The organism is Pseudomonas sp. CP4 (assembly GCF_047758505.1).
Taxonomy (GTDB): domain Bacteria; phylum Pseudomonadota; class Gammaproteobacteria; order Pseudomonadales; family Pseudomonadaceae; genus Aquipseudomonas; species Aquipseudomonas fluorescens_AO.
This window is the reverse complement of sequence record NZ_CP180489.1, coordinates 423729-438771: the sequence shown is the minus strand read 5'-3', so window position 1 is coordinate 438771 and position 15043 is coordinate 423729. Positions and strand designations below refer to the sequence as shown.

The 15043-nt window shown below is 60.8% G+C and carries 12 protein-coding genes; 7 read left to right on the top strand and 5 right to left on the bottom strand.

Annotated features, from left to right (window positions below; translation table 11 throughout):
• The first annotated feature begins 12 nt into the window (after positions 1 to 12).
• From ACMYUN_RS01710 to ACMYUN_RS01700, 3 genes are all read left to right on the top strand, one after another.
• On the top strand, positions 13 to 483 hold the full coding sequence (locus tag ACMYUN_RS01710; protein ID WP_415762573.1) for a YbjN domain-containing protein: 471 nt from the start codon (positions 13 to 15) through the stop codon (positions 481 to 483).
• On the top strand, positions 480 to 1427 hold the full coding sequence (locus ACMYUN_RS01705; RefSeq protein ID WP_415762572.1) for a peptidylprolyl isomerase: 948 nt from the start codon (positions 480 to 482) through the stop codon (positions 1425 to 1427). Before ACMYUN_RS01710 ends, ACMYUN_RS01705 begins: the two co-directional genes overlap by 4 nt.
• Positions 1428 to 1589: 162 nt before the next feature.
• On the top strand, positions 1590 to 2570 hold the full coding sequence (locus ACMYUN_RS01700; protein WP_415762571.1) for a LysR substrate-binding domain-containing protein: 981 nt from the start codon (positions 1590 to 1592) through the stop codon (positions 2568 to 2570).
• Between the two features lie 225 nt (positions 2571 to 2795).
• Here ACMYUN_RS01700 and ACMYUN_RS01695 read toward each other — a convergent pair whose 3' ends face one another.
• The gene (locus ACMYUN_RS01695; protein WP_329514300.1) at positions 2796 to 3155 is read right to left on the bottom strand and encodes a DUF6124 family protein; all 360 of its coding nucleotides are present in this window, start codon (positions 3153 to 3155) and stop codon (positions 2796 to 2798) included.
• Positions 3156 to 3609: 454 nt separating this feature from the next.
• Between ACMYUN_RS01695 and ACMYUN_RS01690 the strand changes: the two genes are divergently transcribed.
• Positions 3610 to 4128 carry a GNAT family N-acetyltransferase gene (locus tag ACMYUN_RS01690; RefSeq protein WP_415762570.1) on the top strand — a complete coding sequence of 173 codons (519 nt, stop codon included), beginning with the start codon at positions 3610 to 3612 and terminating at the stop codon, positions 4126 to 4128.
• A 1-nt stretch (position 4129) separates the two neighbouring features.
• Here the strand turns inward: ACMYUN_RS01690 and ACMYUN_RS01685 are convergent, their stop codons facing one another.
• Positions 4130 to 4825 carry an aspartate/glutamate racemase family protein gene (locus ACMYUN_RS01685; RefSeq protein WP_415762569.1) on the bottom strand — a complete coding sequence of 232 codons (696 nt, stop codon included), beginning with the start codon at positions 4823 to 4825 and terminating at the stop codon, positions 4130 to 4132.
• Between the two features lie 197 nt (positions 4826 to 5022).
• Between ACMYUN_RS01685 and ACMYUN_RS01680 the strand changes: the two genes are divergently transcribed.
• Together ACMYUN_RS01680 and ACMYUN_RS01675 are read left to right on the top strand one after the other, a co-directional pair.
• Positions 5023 to 5514 carry a hypothetical protein gene (locus tag ACMYUN_RS01680; RefSeq protein WP_415762568.1) on the top strand — a complete coding sequence of 164 codons (492 nt, stop codon included), beginning with the start codon at positions 5023 to 5025 and terminating at the stop codon, positions 5512 to 5514.
• A 232-nt stretch (positions 5515 to 5746) separates the two neighbouring features.
• Positions 5747 to 6721, top strand: a complete 975-nt coding sequence (locus ACMYUN_RS01675) for a hypothetical protein (RefSeq protein ID WP_415762567.1) — start codon at positions 5747 to 5749, stop codon at positions 6719 to 6721.
• A gap of 142 nt (positions 6722 to 6863) precedes the next feature.
• On the opposite strand, the gene ACMYUN_RS01670 is transcribed toward ACMYUN_RS01675, so the two are convergent.
• Positions 6864 to 9230 (bottom strand): tetratricopeptide repeat protein, encoded by a 2367-nt coding sequence (locus ACMYUN_RS01670; RefSeq protein WP_415762566.1) that lies wholly within the window; start codon positions 9228 to 9230, stop codon positions 6864 to 6866.
• Between the two features lie 212 nt (positions 9231 to 9442).
• On the opposite strand from ACMYUN_RS01670, the gene ACMYUN_RS01665 reads away from it, so the two are divergent.
• Positions 9443 to 10120, top strand: a complete 678-nt coding sequence (locus ACMYUN_RS01665) for a DUF3313 domain-containing protein (RefSeq protein ID WP_415762565.1) — start codon at positions 9443 to 9445, stop codon at positions 10118 to 10120.
• A 561-nt stretch (positions 10121 to 10681) separates the two neighbouring features.
• On the opposite strand, the gene ACMYUN_RS01660 is transcribed toward ACMYUN_RS01665, so the two are convergent.
• Positions 10682 to 13186 carry a fused MFS/spermidine synthase gene (locus ACMYUN_RS01660; protein ID WP_415762564.1) on the bottom strand — a complete coding sequence of 835 codons (2505 nt, stop codon included), beginning with the start codon at positions 13184 to 13186 and terminating at the stop codon, positions 10682 to 10684.
• A gap of 248 nt (positions 13187 to 13434) precedes the next feature.
• On the bottom strand, positions 13435 to 15009 hold the full coding sequence (locus ACMYUN_RS01655; RefSeq protein WP_415762563.1) for an arylsulfatase: 1575 nt from the start codon (positions 15007 to 15009) through the stop codon (positions 13435 to 13437).
• Between the last annotated feature and the right edge of the window lie 34 nt (positions 15010 to 15043).

Here is a 15043-nt window from a genome sequence, read left to right as displayed (position 1 = left end):
AGGAAGAAAGCCATGACTCAATTGATCATCCACGTTTCCCCGCAATCACTGACCGACGTCCTGCAAGCCGCCGGTTACCGCGTCAATCAGAGCGAACAGAACGGCATCGTCCAGTTGCTCAGCGCCAGCCAGGGCATCGGCTACGCTGTGCGTTTCGGCAATCCGGCGGTGGAGCAGGGCGGCTTTGTTGATTTCACTTTCAGCTGTGCGCTGCGTGTGCAGGGTGAATTGCCTGAGGGCGTCGCAGAAAAGTGGAATGCGACGCGGCGGTTTGCGCGGTTGTCGTTACAGGGCGAGTTTCTGGTCATGGAAATGGACGTGGTCGTGGCTGCTGGCGTAAGCGACGAGCACCTGCGCGGCAATCTGGAATTGTGGGATCGCCTGTTGCAGGAGTTCATCGTTTACCTGCGTGATTTCAGCCAGACCGCGGGTGCGCAAACCGCAAAAGCCGCCGTCGCCGAGGCAGAGGAAGTAGCACTGTGAAAAAGCCTGCCATGGTGATCGGCGCCGGAGCGGTGGCGCTGTTGGTGGTGGCCGTGGCGCTGGTGCTGCGGCCGGGGAGTGATCCGGTCGCCGCTCAGCAGCCTTCGTCGCCAGTGATTGTTTCAGCTGGGCCGGCGGTGGCGCGGTTGGGCAATCAGCAGGTGTCGCCTGAGGAATTGCAGGCGCTGCTCGCGACTGTTCCGGCGCAAACCCGTGAACAACTGCGCGGCAATCGTGAGGCGCTGGAGCGCTGGATTCGATCGCGACTGGCCGAGAAAGCCGTGCTGGAACAGGCCGATGCGCAGGGTTGGGCGCAGCGTCCCGAAGTCGCCCGGCAGACCCGAGCGGCGACTGAGCAGATCGTCTTTCGTGATTATCTGCGCTCGGTGAGTCAGGTGCCGGCGGAGTATCCGAGCGCGGCTGAGTTGCAGCAGGCGTATGACGCGGGGAAGGCCAATTGGCAGACACCGGCGCTGTATCGGGTCAGTCAGATTTTCCTTGGCGTCAGTGATTCTTCTTCTTTGGAACCCGTGCGCAAACAAGCCACTGAATTGAGCAAGAAGGCGCAGACAGCACCGGCCGACTTTCCGGCGCTCGCTACGCAATATTCCCAGGATCGCGTCACGGCAGAGCGGGGCGGTGATACCGGCCTGCAACCATTGCAACAACTGGTGCCGGAAGTACGTAGCGCCGTGGCGCGGCTCAAGGTTGGTGCCGTGTCAGATCCGGTGCAAAGCGCTGCCGGTTTCCACGTGATCAAACTCACCGAACAACAACCGGCCCGCACCGCAACCCTGGACGAACTGCGCGACCAACTGACCCAGGCCCTGCGCGCGCAACGCCAGGAACAGATCGCCCAGGCTTACCTGGACGGCATGCTCAACACCGCCACCCTCAGCATCGACGGCGCTGAACTGAACAAAATCCTCGAGGAAAAACACTGATTTCACCTACACCACAACCCCTGTGGGAGCGAGCTTGCTCGCGAAAGCGGAGTATCAGTCAGCAAATATGTTGAATGTGCTGACGCTTTCGCGAGCAAGCTCGCTCCCACAGGGGTCTATGGCGCACTCAAGGCAACTACAAAGATCGACAGGGAGTCATCAATGTCATTCACCGAACCCGCAGGACGCCCGGCCACCGCTGATTACCACTCGCCCCAAACCAAACCCGACCCCTGGCTCAACCAGGCCGCGACCATCGACAACGAAGTCGCCCAATACTTCCTCGCCAGCGCCCGCTGCGGCTGCTTCATGCAAGCCGCGCGCAGCCTCAACGTCCGCTCGACTCTATTGCGCAAACAACTCGCGCAACTTGAACAGCAACTGCAACACAGCCTGTTCAGCTTCCAGGGCAGCGCCCTCACGCTCACCCGCGAAGGCCAACAGTTGCAGGCCCGACTCATCACCCTGGCCCACGAACGCAAACTCCCGGTCATCGAACAACCACTGATCCGTCTGGCCATCGCCGAATCCATCCTCCACGACATCCTCGGCCGCGACCTCATCGCACTGCTGCGCCGCAATGCCAGCCTGCGCCTTGAAATCATCGCGCTGGATAGCGAACTGGCATTGCGTGCAGTCAGCGCTGACATCGTCCTCTGGCTCACGCCCGGCGAAAGCCCTAATCCCGGCCCAGCGTTTGCCACCAGCGAACCGCAATGCCTTGCGCCGATTGAGTATCTGCCGCATATCGCCAAGCGCTACAGCCGCGTGACTGCACGACCAGAAACACCGGATGACCTGGCGGACTTCATGTTGGTGCAATGGCAGCATGATCGGCGGGTTGAGAGTTTTCGACCGTGGAATGAGTTGGTCGAGCAGCGCTTGGCTGGTGTAGTGCAGATGCAATCTTATGAATTGATGTTAGAGATGATCCGCTGCAGCGCCTGCATTGGGTTGTTGCCGGCATACATGAGCCGCTTCGACCGTGGCCTCACCGCACTGCCCGGATTATTCGCCGATGCGATGCAGCTCCATGCTTGGCTCGCCGTCAACACCGACTCGCAAAACTCCCCCGAAATCCAAGCCCTCACCGACCTCATCCAGCAAACCTTCAACGAACGCCACGAATGGTTCCAGCCTTGACCCGCCCCCTGTAGGAGTGAGCGTGGGAGCGAGCCTGCTCGCGAATGCAATCTACCAGTCGACGCTTCAGTGACTGACCCACCGCTTTCGCGAGCAGGCTCGCTCCCACGAATTCGGCGGCGTGACCGCAGCCGTATGAGCGACACAAGTCCCCTGTGGGAGCGGGCTTGCCCGCGAAGGCGTCGGCACTGCCGGCGCCCTATTAAGAGCCAGTCGCGAGGCCCGCTACCGCGGCATCTCCAGATTATCCAGCACCCGATTCACCGCCAGTTCTCCGAGCATGATCAACTGCGCAATCCCCATCAGCGTCCGCCGTTGCGACGGCTTGACCAGCCCGGCAAATTCCTGGGCGATGGTTTTGGCGGAGGCAAGGGTTTCGCATGCATTGGCCAGCAGGTCTTCGTTTTTCGTGTCGGCGGTGACGGCGTACATGGCGCGAGGGCTGTAGGGCGGTGGGGTCGAGCCGGGCGGGCAGAGGTAGTGATCAAGGGCGCGGTCGGCGGCTTCGTGGAGTTTTTTTGAATCGAGGGATTCGTAGGGCGAGGTTGGATCGGTTTCGGGCGGGTTGGGTGTTGGTTTGATCATGGTGAAGCTCCTAGAGTCGACGGAGCCGCCACATTTCGCTGCGATACGAAAAGGAGGTGGCAGCTATACGCGGGTCGCAGACCGGGACTCTAGAACCGGCAGACCCGAAGGTCTCCCACGTACAGCCGCCATAAATAGCGGGTGTTGTGCGTCCAGAGATCGACGGGCTGCGAGACCCGATCGCTGATTCGTCAGCGACCGGACCACAATAGAACCCGCCCTCAAAGCGCACAAGCCGGCGGATTCTGGCGTAGCTGTAGGCAATGGCGCAAGAATTTGTAGCCTGGAAGGCGTGTCTGGAGGTGTCTTTTAAACACCTTCGTTTAAATCTAATAATTGCATCGGACTTGATGGCCCTTTCGCGAGCAGGCTCGCTCCCACAATTTAACCTCGCCAGTTTCAATATCCGAGGTTTAGAGTGAGCAGCCACGCTCAGATCACGGACAGATCCCCCATGCCAGACCCAACCCCCACCATCCACCTCGAACGCTCCAACGAATCCCACCTCGAAGGCATCACTGCGCTCTACAACGACCCCGCCGTTGCACGGCAGGTGCTGCAGATGCCATTCCAGTCCACCGAGGTCTGGCGGCAACGATTGCAGGCCGACAACGAACGCGCGCTGAAACTGGTGGCGCTGCATCAGGGCGTGGTGATTGGCAATCTTGGACTGGAAGCCTTTTCGCGCATGCGCCGCGCCCACGCCGGTAGTTTCGGTATGGGTGTAGCGGCTGCATGGCAAGGCAAAGGCGTTGGTTCAATGTTGTTGGCTGCGGCACTGGATGTCGCCGATAACTGGATGAACCTGCACCGCGTCGAACTCACGGTGTACGCCGACAACGAGGCGGCCATCGGCCTTTATCGCAAGTTCGGTTTCGAGGCCGAAGGGCTGTCGCGTGATTACGCGGTGCGCGACGGGCAGTGGGTCGACACCCTGAGCATGGCCCGTCTGCGCGGTTCGTCAAAATCTTGAATCAGTCAGTCTCCAGCGCGAACGCCACCGCCGATTGCGCATGCAGCTCGGTGGTGTCGAGCAGGGGCAGGGCGCTGTGTTCGGGTTTGATCAACATGCCAATTTCCGTACAGCCGAGGATAATTGCCTGAGCGCCACGGGCGGTCAGGGATTCGATGACGCCTTGGTAGATCTGACGCGATTGTTCGCTGATCACCCCGACGCAGAGTTCGTCGTAGATGATCCGGTGCACGTCCTTGCGCTCGGCTTCGTCGGGCACCAGCACCGTCAGTCCTTGTGCGATAAGACGCTGCTTGAGGAAGTCCTGCTCCATAGTGAATGCCGTGCCGAGCAGCCCGACCGTCAGCGCGTCGATTTCCAGCGCCGCTCGCGCCGCCGGTTCGGCAATGTGCATAAACGGAATGCTGATCGCCGCCTGAATCTGGTCCGCAACTTTGTGCATGGTGTTGGTACACAGCATCACACACTCGGCGCCGCCGGCTTCGAGCCTGCGCGCGGCATCGACCAGAATTGCCGCCGCATCGTCCCAGCGCCCGGCGTGCTGAGCCTGTTCGACCGGGCCGAAGTCGACGCTGTACATCAGCAACTGCGCCGAACGCAACGGGCCGAGGCGGTCGCGGACCTGTTGGTTGATCAGGCGATAGTATTCGGCGCTGGACTCCCAGCTCATGCCGCCGATAAGGCCGATGGTGCGCATTGAATTTCCTCCAGCAAATGACAGTGTCGAGCGTTCAGGTCTGCCCGGAGTTTCCTGCTGTTCGAGGCTCGACGCCAGCACCTGCTGACTGTACCGCCGATCTTTCCCGCAACTGTGCACCTGCAAGAACTAAACGTACGCCGGGCTTGGGATCTGCCACTATCACCGTTCGCAGGTCCTTTCCAAGGAACATAGCAATGAACGACGTACAGCAACTGGGCGAAATGCTTCGCCACTATGCCGAGAGCGAAGCGCACAAGAAGCAACTGTTCACTACGCAATCAGCTGACTGGGCAACACGGATTGGCGCGCTGTTCGACCAGATCGAGCAATGGCTTGAACCGGTCAAGGCGCCGAATCTGCTGGAGGTCAGTCGCGAGGCGTACGTCGCGTCCGGGCCGAGCGTGCCGGTGGAGACCTCGACGTTCAAGACGGAGAAGTTGAGCATTGTGATTGCCGGCAAGCCGGTAGAGTTTGTGCCGGACGTGATGGGCAGCGGCGGGCAGATTTCTCTGGCGGTGATGGGGCTGACGGCGGCGCGGTATGGGAGTATTTCGCTGGTCGGTCTGGCGGATGGTGCGTGGCAGTGGCGCAAGACCAATGGTTTGAAGGATCCGGATACGTTTGCGTTTGATGCGAATTTTCTGGCGCAGCAACTGCAAAGCCTGATTCCTCGCGATCGCACCTAGATTGGGACGCAGAGCGTCCCGGGCTGCATTCCCACGCAGAGCGTGGGAACGATCAAACACCGCTATCGCGAGCAGGTTCACTCCTACAGGGGGTGAGGCGCATACCGGGGAAACCCCTAGGTTTGGTGCCGATCCGGCATTTTCCCTTGGGTCACTGATGGCCTTTTGGTAGAGTCGCCGTCGCCAGCGGGTTTTCGGCTGGACGATGGAACCGAAGAAGGGAGTCTGATCAGTGAGTCCGGGCAAAAAAATCCTCGGTCTCACGGCGTCGCTTTTGCTGCTGACGCTGTGGGCCAGTTACTTTTATGTATTCAAGGAAAACCGCGACGGCCAGCTTGGCGGTGTCGGCGAAAGCACTGCGTGGTGCGGCACGCCACCGACCACGGAAGCGGCGTTGCTGGGCAAGGATCAACTGACCTTGCGCGTTACCAATAACCTGCGCGGCGAGTTCATGGTCGGCGGTTCGCTGGTGGTTTCCGAACGCACTTTCAACCGCTACGACCTGGGCCGCAACGAACTGCGCCTGCGTTTGGAACCGTTGCAGTGGTCGTTCGGCGTGACGCCGATCTTCCTCGAGCAGGTTAAGGTGCAGCCGCTGAGCCGCAATCTGTCGTCGACCAACAAAAGCGCCTTCGCCGAACTCGAGCCACGGCCGATTGGCGTGCACGCCCAGACCGCTGCGTTCCCGTTCGACAGCTATCGCTATGGCTACAAACCGGTGCTGTATTACCTCAAGGGCAGCGAGCGCGTCGACCTGCGTTTCAAGAACATCACCACGCTGATGGAGATGTCCAACACCTTCACGCCGATCCAGAAGTACAACCGCGCCGACTACATCAACGAGAAGAACTCGATGATCCGCGACGAGGACTACAAGCCTTACGGGGCGCATGAGTGCGCGTTCAGCGTCGAGCGCAAAGGCTCGTTCAAGGTGGTGGTGTTGCTGCTTCTGCTGGTGCTGTGCCTGCCGCTGATGCTGGTGTTCTACCGCGATGAACCGGGGATCGACTTTCTCGCCACGCTGGTAGGGATTGCGGTGGTGCGGACATTGCTGATCGGGCCGGTGGAAGATTTCCAGCTGTACAACATCGACTTTTTGTTTGGTGCGGCGATTTTGCTGGTGGGAACGGTGTCGCTGATCAAGGCGATGCGTGCCAATAGCCGGCGGGAGATGGCGTTGCGCAGTGGCGAAACATCGTCCTGGTGAAGCAAACGCTGAAGCTCGGTGGTAGCCCTGTGGGAGCGAGCCTGCTCGCGAAAACGCTACGTCAGCCGACTACGATGTCGCTGACAGATTGCATTCGCGAGCAGGCTCGCTCCCACAGGTGATCGGGGGGGCATCCCATCGATCACTTGAGCGCCGGATCCCCCATATTCATTTTCTTCCAGCCCTGCAACAGCACCTGCGCCTTCGGCTCCTGGCCGCTATCGAGGTAGTACTGGATCAGCGACAGCCGCGCATTGCGGTTGGCCGGTTGTACCTTGAGCAAACCCTCCAGAATTGCACAAGCCTCATCAACCTTGCCGCTCTCATGCAGCGCCACCGCCAGTACATAGCCGTATTGCGCATTCTCCGGTTCCAGTTGCGCGGCTTTGCGCAGGTAGGACATGGCGTCGGCGGACTGGCCGGCACGGATCAGCGACAACCCGCGCGTATGCTGCAACAGCGCCGCCTCCGGATGCTGCTTGAGGCTGTCATCCAACAGCTTCTGCGCTTCGGTGGCGCGACCATTCGCTTCCAGCCACTGTGCCAGCGTGACCAGCGCCGGGTAGAAGTCCGGATCACGTTGCAGGGCGCTGCGCAGCAACGGTTCGACCTCGGCACTGCGCCCGCTGGCCTGGTACAGCATCGCCAGATTGAGATTGGCTTCTGCACGTTCGAGCAGGCTTTTCTGCACGGCTTCATATTCGGCGATCGCCGCGTTCCAGCTGGCTTGCGCCGCCCCCAGACCATTGTTGCGCGAGGCACCGAGCAGATCCCGCGCGGCGACGATGCGCACGGCTTTCACTGGATCATTGAGTAACGGCGCCAGTAACGGCGCGCGCTCCGGCGGTGGCAGGAATGCGCTGATCGCCCGCACCGCGCTGTCGCGCACCTGTGGTTCTGAATGTTTGAGGTCCTGAGTGGCCAGTTTCAGCGCATGTTCGCTCGGGTACAGCGGTAATTCCGCCAGCAACGTCGCGCGCTGGATCGCCGGAAGGTTGCTGCGCTGCAATTGCTGGTACAGCGCGTCGGCGGCGCCGGGCTGGCCATTGCGGATCAGCCACAGGCTTTCGTCATAGCGTGGTGCCTGCTGAGCCGGGGAGGCGGTTGCGTTCCACGATTTGAACTGCGCGGTGACCTTGTCGCCGGCCTTGCCCTGGTGACAGCTCAGGCAGGCGTCTGGCGTGCCGAGTTTCTGCGCGCGCTCGGGGTTGGGAATGCTGAAACTGTGGTCGTGCCGAAAATCATTGCCCATGTAGAACTTGCCAGGCATGTGGCAATCGACGCACTGCGAGCCGGGCTGGCCCATGGCGTGGCGGGTGTGTTCGATGGAGTCGTAATTCTTCGCTTGCAGACCCTTGCCGTCGACGCCGGCGACCGAGGTCTTGCCCGCCGTATTGTGGCATTGCAGACACACGGCGTTGCCCGGTGCCTTCAGTTCGTTGCTGTGCGGGTTATGGCAATTGCTGCAACGCACGCCCTTGTCGAACATCTTGCTTTGGAGGAACGAGCCATGTTCGAACACTTCGTCCTTGATTTTGCCGTCCAGCGCATAGAGTTCGCGGGTCAGGGCGCTGGGCAGGTAATCGTCCATCAGCCGCTTGCCGACGGTAAAGCCATCGCCCAGCGGCGCGCGGCGGGAATGGCAGCGCGCGCAGGTTTCGATTTCTACCGTGGCGTTCTTGTCCTTGAGATCGACGTCGAAGCCCTTATGGATCAAATCGTCTTTTTTCTGCGCCCACTCCAGGTGATTCGACGCCGGGCCATGACAGGCCTGACAGCCGACACCGAGGCTGTTCCACTGACTGTTGAAGCTGTTGCTCGCTGCATCGAAATTACGCTTGAAACCGGTGGTATGGCATTCGACGCACATGAAGTTGGCGTTCTGGCTCGGTTTGCTCCAGTGCAGCGGATTCTTGAAGTTCACCCCCTGGCCGGCGTACAGATGAAACCAGCGATCTTTCTCGGTATCCCACGCCACGCCAAGGGCTTGCAAACGTCCCTGACCCACCTCGATCAGATATTGCTGGAGCGGCGCGATGCCGAAGGTGTAGGCCACTTTGAAGTCGGCGTTCTTGCCGTCGATGCCGGGCGCATTGACCCAGAATTCATCGCCCTTGCGGGTGAACCGTGTGGTCTCGTTTGCGGCCTTGAAGGTCACGTTGTTGAAGTCGCCCAGAGTGGTTTCGGCGGTCGCCGGCTGCATGGCCAATTGGTGATGCGAGCCTTGCCAGTCCTTGACCTGCTCGCTATGGCAGCCCTGGCATTGCTGCTCATCGACCATGCTTGCCGGCTTGCTCGCCACCACGGGTTGCGGCTTGGCGGGTGGTGGAATAGGCGTGCTGATGGCTGCGGGTTTGACGGGAGTGGGCGCCGGGCTGAACAGGAACCAGCCAATACCGGCCACGGCCGCGAGCAGCGCGCCGATAATGACCGGGAAGACGAAACGTGTAAAAGAGGAGGGTGACGCGTCAGGCTCAGGTTGCACCGCTTTGTTTTTATGCTTGGGCATTGCGACTTCCGTAGTCCGGGTGCGTTGGCCTTCTGGCGTGCATACATCTGGATGCAGCTTTGTCGCATGCAGCGCGTCTGTCAAATAAGCGCTGGGACTCGCCGCGCAGGGCCGTGTGAATTTTGTGCTTTGCAATCGCAATTGCTGCGGTTTTAGCTATACCTGTAACTCCCCCTATGCAAACGATTTGGCCTTCTGACAGGAGTTACAGCATGAAGCTAGCCGTGATGATGGGCACGCTGTGCATCGCCACCCTCGGTGTGGTGGGTTGTTCCAGTAAAACCGTCGAGCCAGACCAGTATTCCGGTTTTCTAAAGGATTACAGTCAACTGAAGGAGACCAAATCACCCTCGGGCGCCGAGGTGATGCGCTGGATGGACCCGAAACTCGACATCAATAAATTCACCAGCTTCTATGTCGAGCCGAGCCAGCTGTATCCGAAGCCGCAAGCCACCGAAAAAATCCCCCAGCAGACGCTTAATGGCATCACCAGCTACTACGATCAGGCGCTCAAGCGCGAGCTGAGCAAATCGTTGCCTTTGGCCACAGGTCCCGGGCCAGGCGTCATCGTGGTACGGCCGGCGATCACGGCGGTGAGCAGCAAGACTGAAGGCCTGCATGTGTATGAGGTGATCCCGATTGCGCTGGTCGCTGCTGCGGTGAGCACTGCCAGCGGTATTCGCGATCAGGAAACCACGTTGGCCACCGAGGCGGTATTCCTCGATGGCAGCAGTAACAAGGTGGTGGCTCAAGTGGTGCGCAAGGGCACCGGGCAGCCGCTGGAAAATTCATCGCAGGTGTTGAAATCCAATGATTTCAAAGCGGTGATCGATGGTTGGGCGAGTGACATGCATCAGACGTATCTGAAGCTGAAGTCCGAGGCCAAGTGATGTCTTGAGGTTTAGGGCCTCTTTGCGAGCAGACTCGCTCCCATGGATTGCAGTATGGTTTGGGGGGCTTGTCTGCTCGGGGTTTTGGGGTACATATCCGTTGCAGCGGTAATGGCGGCTTAGGGTTCCGCCCTTACGGCGGGTCACCTTTTTCAAACGCCAAAAAGGTAACCGAAAAGGCTTGCTCCTACGTTCGGCCCTCGCAGGCTCGGGTTCCTTCGCTGCGGGATCGATCCGGGCGCAGCGGCTACGGTTTGCTTCGCTGCACCTCCTTGCGCTGTGTCTGGCTGCGCCAGACGGTCGCTGCGCTCCCCCCCCCCGGATCAATCCCTCCACTCAGCCTTCCGACGTCGCCGGTGGATCAAGATCAAGAGCACTCGAGCTAACGCTCATTGTTGAGTGGGGCGGCTTCGCCGCGGGCAGCTGCGCTGCTTTGCTTTTGCTTTTGTGGGAGCGAGCTTGCTCGCGAAGGCGGCCTGACGGGCGACCTGTTTTTGAGATGATACGCAATCCGACTGTGGGAGCGAGCACGCTCGCGAAGGCATCCTGTCAGCCCCCGCCTTACTGCCCGACAAACCATCGAAAATACGGGTTCGCCCGATCCCCTTGCATAACTTCCCGAATATCCCGCCCCCATGCGTCCCGATCGCCGTCGTAGGCGTGCAGGCTTGCCCGATAAAACTGCATCAAGCGCTGCCGATGCGTTTCCATGCGTTCACTGAATCCGGCTTCGGCATTGACCAGTGTCGGTGGCTGATACAAGTCCAGCAGCGCCGGTAGCACGCGGGTTATTTCCTTGCTCCGCACCCACGGCGCGTATTCGATGCGCGGCTGATCATCGGTCACTGCCGGTGCATCGGCGGCGAAGCGCTCCAGACCGGCGCGATCGGTGACCCAGGTGGCCAGCAGCGCCGCCGCCGAGCCGATGCCGACGTCCTGCAGGGCGTTGCGTACGCTTTCCTGCTGGAAGCGCGCGGTGATTTTCTCGGCGTCCAGTTGCATCGGTTTCATTGAGCCAACCAGCAGCATTTCGTGAAACTCGCTGGTCCACAGCGAGGCATGCGGGAACACGTCGAGGAAGCTGCGCACCAGTGATCGCGAGTCGTCGATATTCTGCGTCGGCAGCGGCAGCCACTGGGCGACGATGCCCCGATCCTGCAAGCGACTGGCGGCCAGCTCGTAGAAATCCCGCGAATACAGATTGACCACGCCGGCGGCGGAGGGCGGTGGCGGTTCCAGGGTGATGACGTCGTAGATCTGTGCACTGCGCAGCAGTTCCTGGCGACCGTCGCGCAGGCGTATGTCGACGCCGGGATCGTTGGCCGCATTGAAGTTGCCCTTGAACAACGGCGCTGCTTTCACCACCGATGGCAGCAACTCGGCGACCACGCGATGTTCCAGACCCTGATAGCGCAGCATTGCGCCTGCGGTGATGCCGGTGCCGAAGCCGATCACCAAGGTCGAGCGCGGTTCACCGTTGTGGATCAGCAGTGGCAGCAGTGCCTGAATGCGCATGTAGCGCAGCGACGGCATGGCATCGCCGGTGTTCGACACACCTTGTATGTACAAACGGTGGAAGGTGTTTTCGCCACGTCCCTGAGTGACCACCGCGACAGTGCCGCCGCGTCCTTCCTCGTAAAAGGCCAGCGTGCCGTTGCGTGCGCCGGGCAACAGGCTGGCGAGTTTGTCAGCTGGGGTCAGCACCGCCACCGCTACGCACACCAGACCTAGCGCGACCACGGCCTGGCGCCGACCTTTCGCCACGCCATGGCCCTTGCGCACCGCCAGATAACCAATCGTCGCTGCGACGAGCGCCAGTAGACCGAGGGTGCGCACAAGTCCCAGCAAAGGAATCAATACGAAGCCGCAAAGCATCACACCGATGATCCCGCCCAGGGTGTTGAACGCCACCACGGCGCCGACATCGCGGCCCACACGTTCGCTGCCGACACTCAGGCGCAACGCCAGAGGAAACGCCGCGCCGAGCAGCAGGGTCGGCACAAACACGATGCTCAGCGCCGCCACGGCAAAGCGTGCGCTCATGCCGGCCAGCTCGCTGGAGCCCAGACTCAGCAGCCAGGTTTCCGCATGGCTCTGCACGAGCACCAGCCAACGTCCCAGCACGGCGATCTCCAGCAGCGCAAGCAGGCCTGCACCGGCAATCAACAAGCCGAATACGCCCCATGGGTCGCGAATGCGTTCGACGCGACGGGCGAGCACGGCGCTGCCGATAAACAGCCCGGTCAGGTAGGTCGCCAGTACCACGGCAAACGCATAGGTGCGCGTACTCATGAACTGCACGATCGACTGCGACCAGACCACCTCGTAGCCCAACGCCACACCTCCGGCGATCGCGTAGAGCCACAGCGCAGTGCGGTCCGGTGCTCGTGCGTTGGCATGTTTGACCGGCGTGGCCAGCGCCACTGACTGCTGGCGCTGCAACCACAGCGCACCGGCAGCGGCGAGCAGGTTGATCATCGCGGCGAACAGCGCACTGCCGCGCACGCCGAGGCTGGCGATCAGTACGAACGCGGCGAGCAAAGTGCCAACGATCGCGCCCAGCGTATTCGCCGCATACAACTGACCGCCGGCCTTGCCCGGCTCAGCCGCCAGTGAGCGCACCAGCACCGGCAGCGTCCCGCCCATCAACACCGCCGGAATGCCCACCAGCGCAAACGGCAGCAACCACGCGAGCACGCCGACATGACCCTGCAACCAGGCAAACGCACTGGCCGCCAGACCCATGGCCACTGTCGCGCCAACGCCGAGCATGGCCACCAGTACTTCCAGCCCGGCATACAGCAGAACCGGCTGTTGCAAGCGATCGGCCCAGCGCCCGAACAACCAGCCGCCGAGAGCAAGCCCGGCGAAAAACGCGCTGATGCCGGTGGTGATCGCATAGACCTCGACGCCGACCATCAGCGAGAGCTGTTTGATCCACAACACCTGATAGACCAACGCCGCGGCGCCGGAGATGCATAGCAACAGAGCAGGGATCAGTGAGGTGGCGGACGCGGCTTGCGGAACGGGTATGGCCGACGGCTTGCTGGCGATACGTGAGGACATGCGGTGGGCCTTGTTATGGATTGGCTGATGTTGATCGTTCCCACGCTCTGCGTGGGAATGCCTCACTGGACGCTCCGCGTCCGTTTCGGCATTGGACGCAGAGCGTCCCGGGCTGCGTTACCACGCAGAGCGTGGGAACGATCGCAGAAAACCTTGTGGGAGCGAGCCTGCTCGCGAACGAATCCGACCCGGTCTCTTGTTGAAAACAGGGCCGCCCGCCGATGCAGGCGGGCGGCGGTACAGCGGTATTACTGGGCTTTCTTCATTTTTTCTTCGATACGGCGGTCCACATCCTCGCGGATCTGGTCGATGCTGAAGCTCGCCGGACGCTGGCTGGGTGGATAGTCGACGAAGGTCTGCAGGAACTTCGCCGCGCGGCGGGTACCGTCGAAAATCAGATAGTCGTTTTTCGTCAGCCAGTCATAGTACTGGTCAGACACAACATCGGCGCGTTCGTACGGGTCCATGCGCAGGTTGAACATTTTCGGCACACGCAGACAGGTGAACGGTTCGCTCCACACCTGCAGTCCACCGGGCGCACGCTGCTCACAGAACACCAGTTTCCAATCATTGAAACGCATGCTGACCAACGCACCGTCATCGTTGAAGTAGTAGAACTCGTTGCGCGCGCTCTTGTCGGTTTTACCCGTCAGGTAGTCCAGCTGGTTATAGCCGTCCAGGTGCACTTTGAAGTTCTTGCCACCGACGTCGGCGCCCTTGAGCAAGCGATCCTTGATGTCGGTGTCGCCCACGGCGGCCAACAGCGTCGGGAACCAGTCCAGACCGGAGAACATTTGCGTGGAGACTTCGCCTGCCTTGACTTTGCCCGGCCAGCGAATCATCGCCGGTACCCGGTACGCGCCTTCCCAGTTCGAGTTTTTCTCGTTGCGGAACGGCGTCGTTGCAGCGTCGGGCCACGACCATTGGTTCGGGCCGTTGTCGGTGGTGTAGACGACGATGGTGTTCTCGGTCAGCTTCAAGTCGTCCAGTGTCTTGAGCAGCTTGCCGACGTCGCCGTCATGCTCGAGCATGCCATCGGCATATTCGTTACCGACCATGCCGCTTTGCCCTTGCATGGATTCACGCACGTGAGTGAAGGCATGCATGCGTGTGGTGTTCATCCAGACAAAGAACGGCTTGTCCGCTTTGGCTTGTTTCTCGATGAACGCTTGCGCGGCCGCTGTGGTTTCGTCGTCGATGGTTTCCATGCGTTTCTTGGTCAGCGCGCCGGTATCTTCAATCTTGCCGTCGGCAAAACTGTGGATCACGCCACGGGGCGACGCGGCTTTGACGAACTCGGCATCATCCTTGGGCCAGTACGGACGTTCAGGTTCCTCTTCGGCGTTGAGGTGATAGAGGTTGCCGAAAAACTCGTCGAAACCATGGTTGGTCGGCAGGTATTCATCCTTGTCGCCCAAGTGGTTCTTGCCGAATTGCCCGGTGGCATAGCCCTGGGCTTTCAGCGCTTGGGCAATGGTCACATCGCGCGCCTGCAAGCCCACCGGAACCCCCGGCATGCCGACCTTGGACAAGCCGGTCCGCAGCGGCGTCTGCCCGGTAATGAACGACGAGCGTCCGGCTGTGCAACTGTTTTCCGCATAGTAATCGGTGAAGATCATGCCTTCTTTGGCGATACGGTCGATATTCGGCGTCTTGTATCCGACCACGCCCATGGAATAGGCACTGATGTTGGTCTGGCCGATGTCATCGCCGAAGATCACGAGAATGTTGGGTTTTTCAGCCGCTGTGGCGGTTGCCGACAGCGCCATCACCGAGGTCGCCACCAGGGCGAGCTTCGGTAGCCACTTGCGTATGCGAGTCATGTGACTTGCTCCTTTGCGCGGGGGTCGTTTTTTG

What these genes read in the sequence shown, in the direction of transcription:
- ACMYUN_RS01710 (WP_415762573.1), top strand. Translation starts at nt 13, where the DNA reads ATGACTCAATTGATCATCCACGTTTCCCCGCAATCACTGACCGACGTC.
- ACMYUN_RS01700 (WP_415762571.1), top strand. Translation starts at nt 1,590, where the DNA reads ATGTCATTCACCGAACCCGCAGGACGCCCGGCCACCGCTGATTACCAC.
- ACMYUN_RS01695 (WP_329514300.1), bottom strand. Translation starts at nt 3,155, where the DNA reads ATGATCAAACCAACACCCAACCCGCCCGAAACCGATCCAACCTCGCCC.
- ACMYUN_RS01690 (WP_415762570.1), top strand. Translation starts at nt 3,610, where the DNA reads ATGCCAGACCCAACCCCCACCATCCACCTCGAACGCTCCAACGAATCC.
- ACMYUN_RS01685 (WP_415762569.1), bottom strand. Translation starts at nt 4,825, where the DNA reads ATGCGCACCATCGGCCTTATCGGCGGCATGAGCTGGGAGTCCAGCGCC.
- ACMYUN_RS01680 (WP_415762568.1), top strand. Translation starts at nt 5,023, where the DNA reads ATGAACGACGTACAGCAACTGGGCGAAATGCTTCGCCACTATGCCGAG.
- ACMYUN_RS01670 (WP_415762566.1), bottom strand. Translation starts at nt 9,230, where the DNA reads ATGCCCAAGCATAAAAACAAAGCGGTGCAACCTGAGCCTGACGCGTCA.
- ACMYUN_RS01665 (WP_415762565.1), top strand. Translation starts at nt 9,443, where the DNA reads ATGAAGCTAGCCGTGATGATGGGCACGCTGTGCATCGCCACCCTCGGT.
- ACMYUN_RS01660 (WP_415762564.1), bottom strand. Translation starts at nt 13,186, where the DNA reads ATGTCCTCACGTATCGCCAGCAAGCCGTCGGCCATACCCGTTCCGCAA.
- ACMYUN_RS01655 (WP_415762563.1), bottom strand. Translation starts at nt 15,009, where the DNA reads ATGACTCGCATACGCAAGTGGCTACCGAAGCTCGCCCTGGTGGCGACC.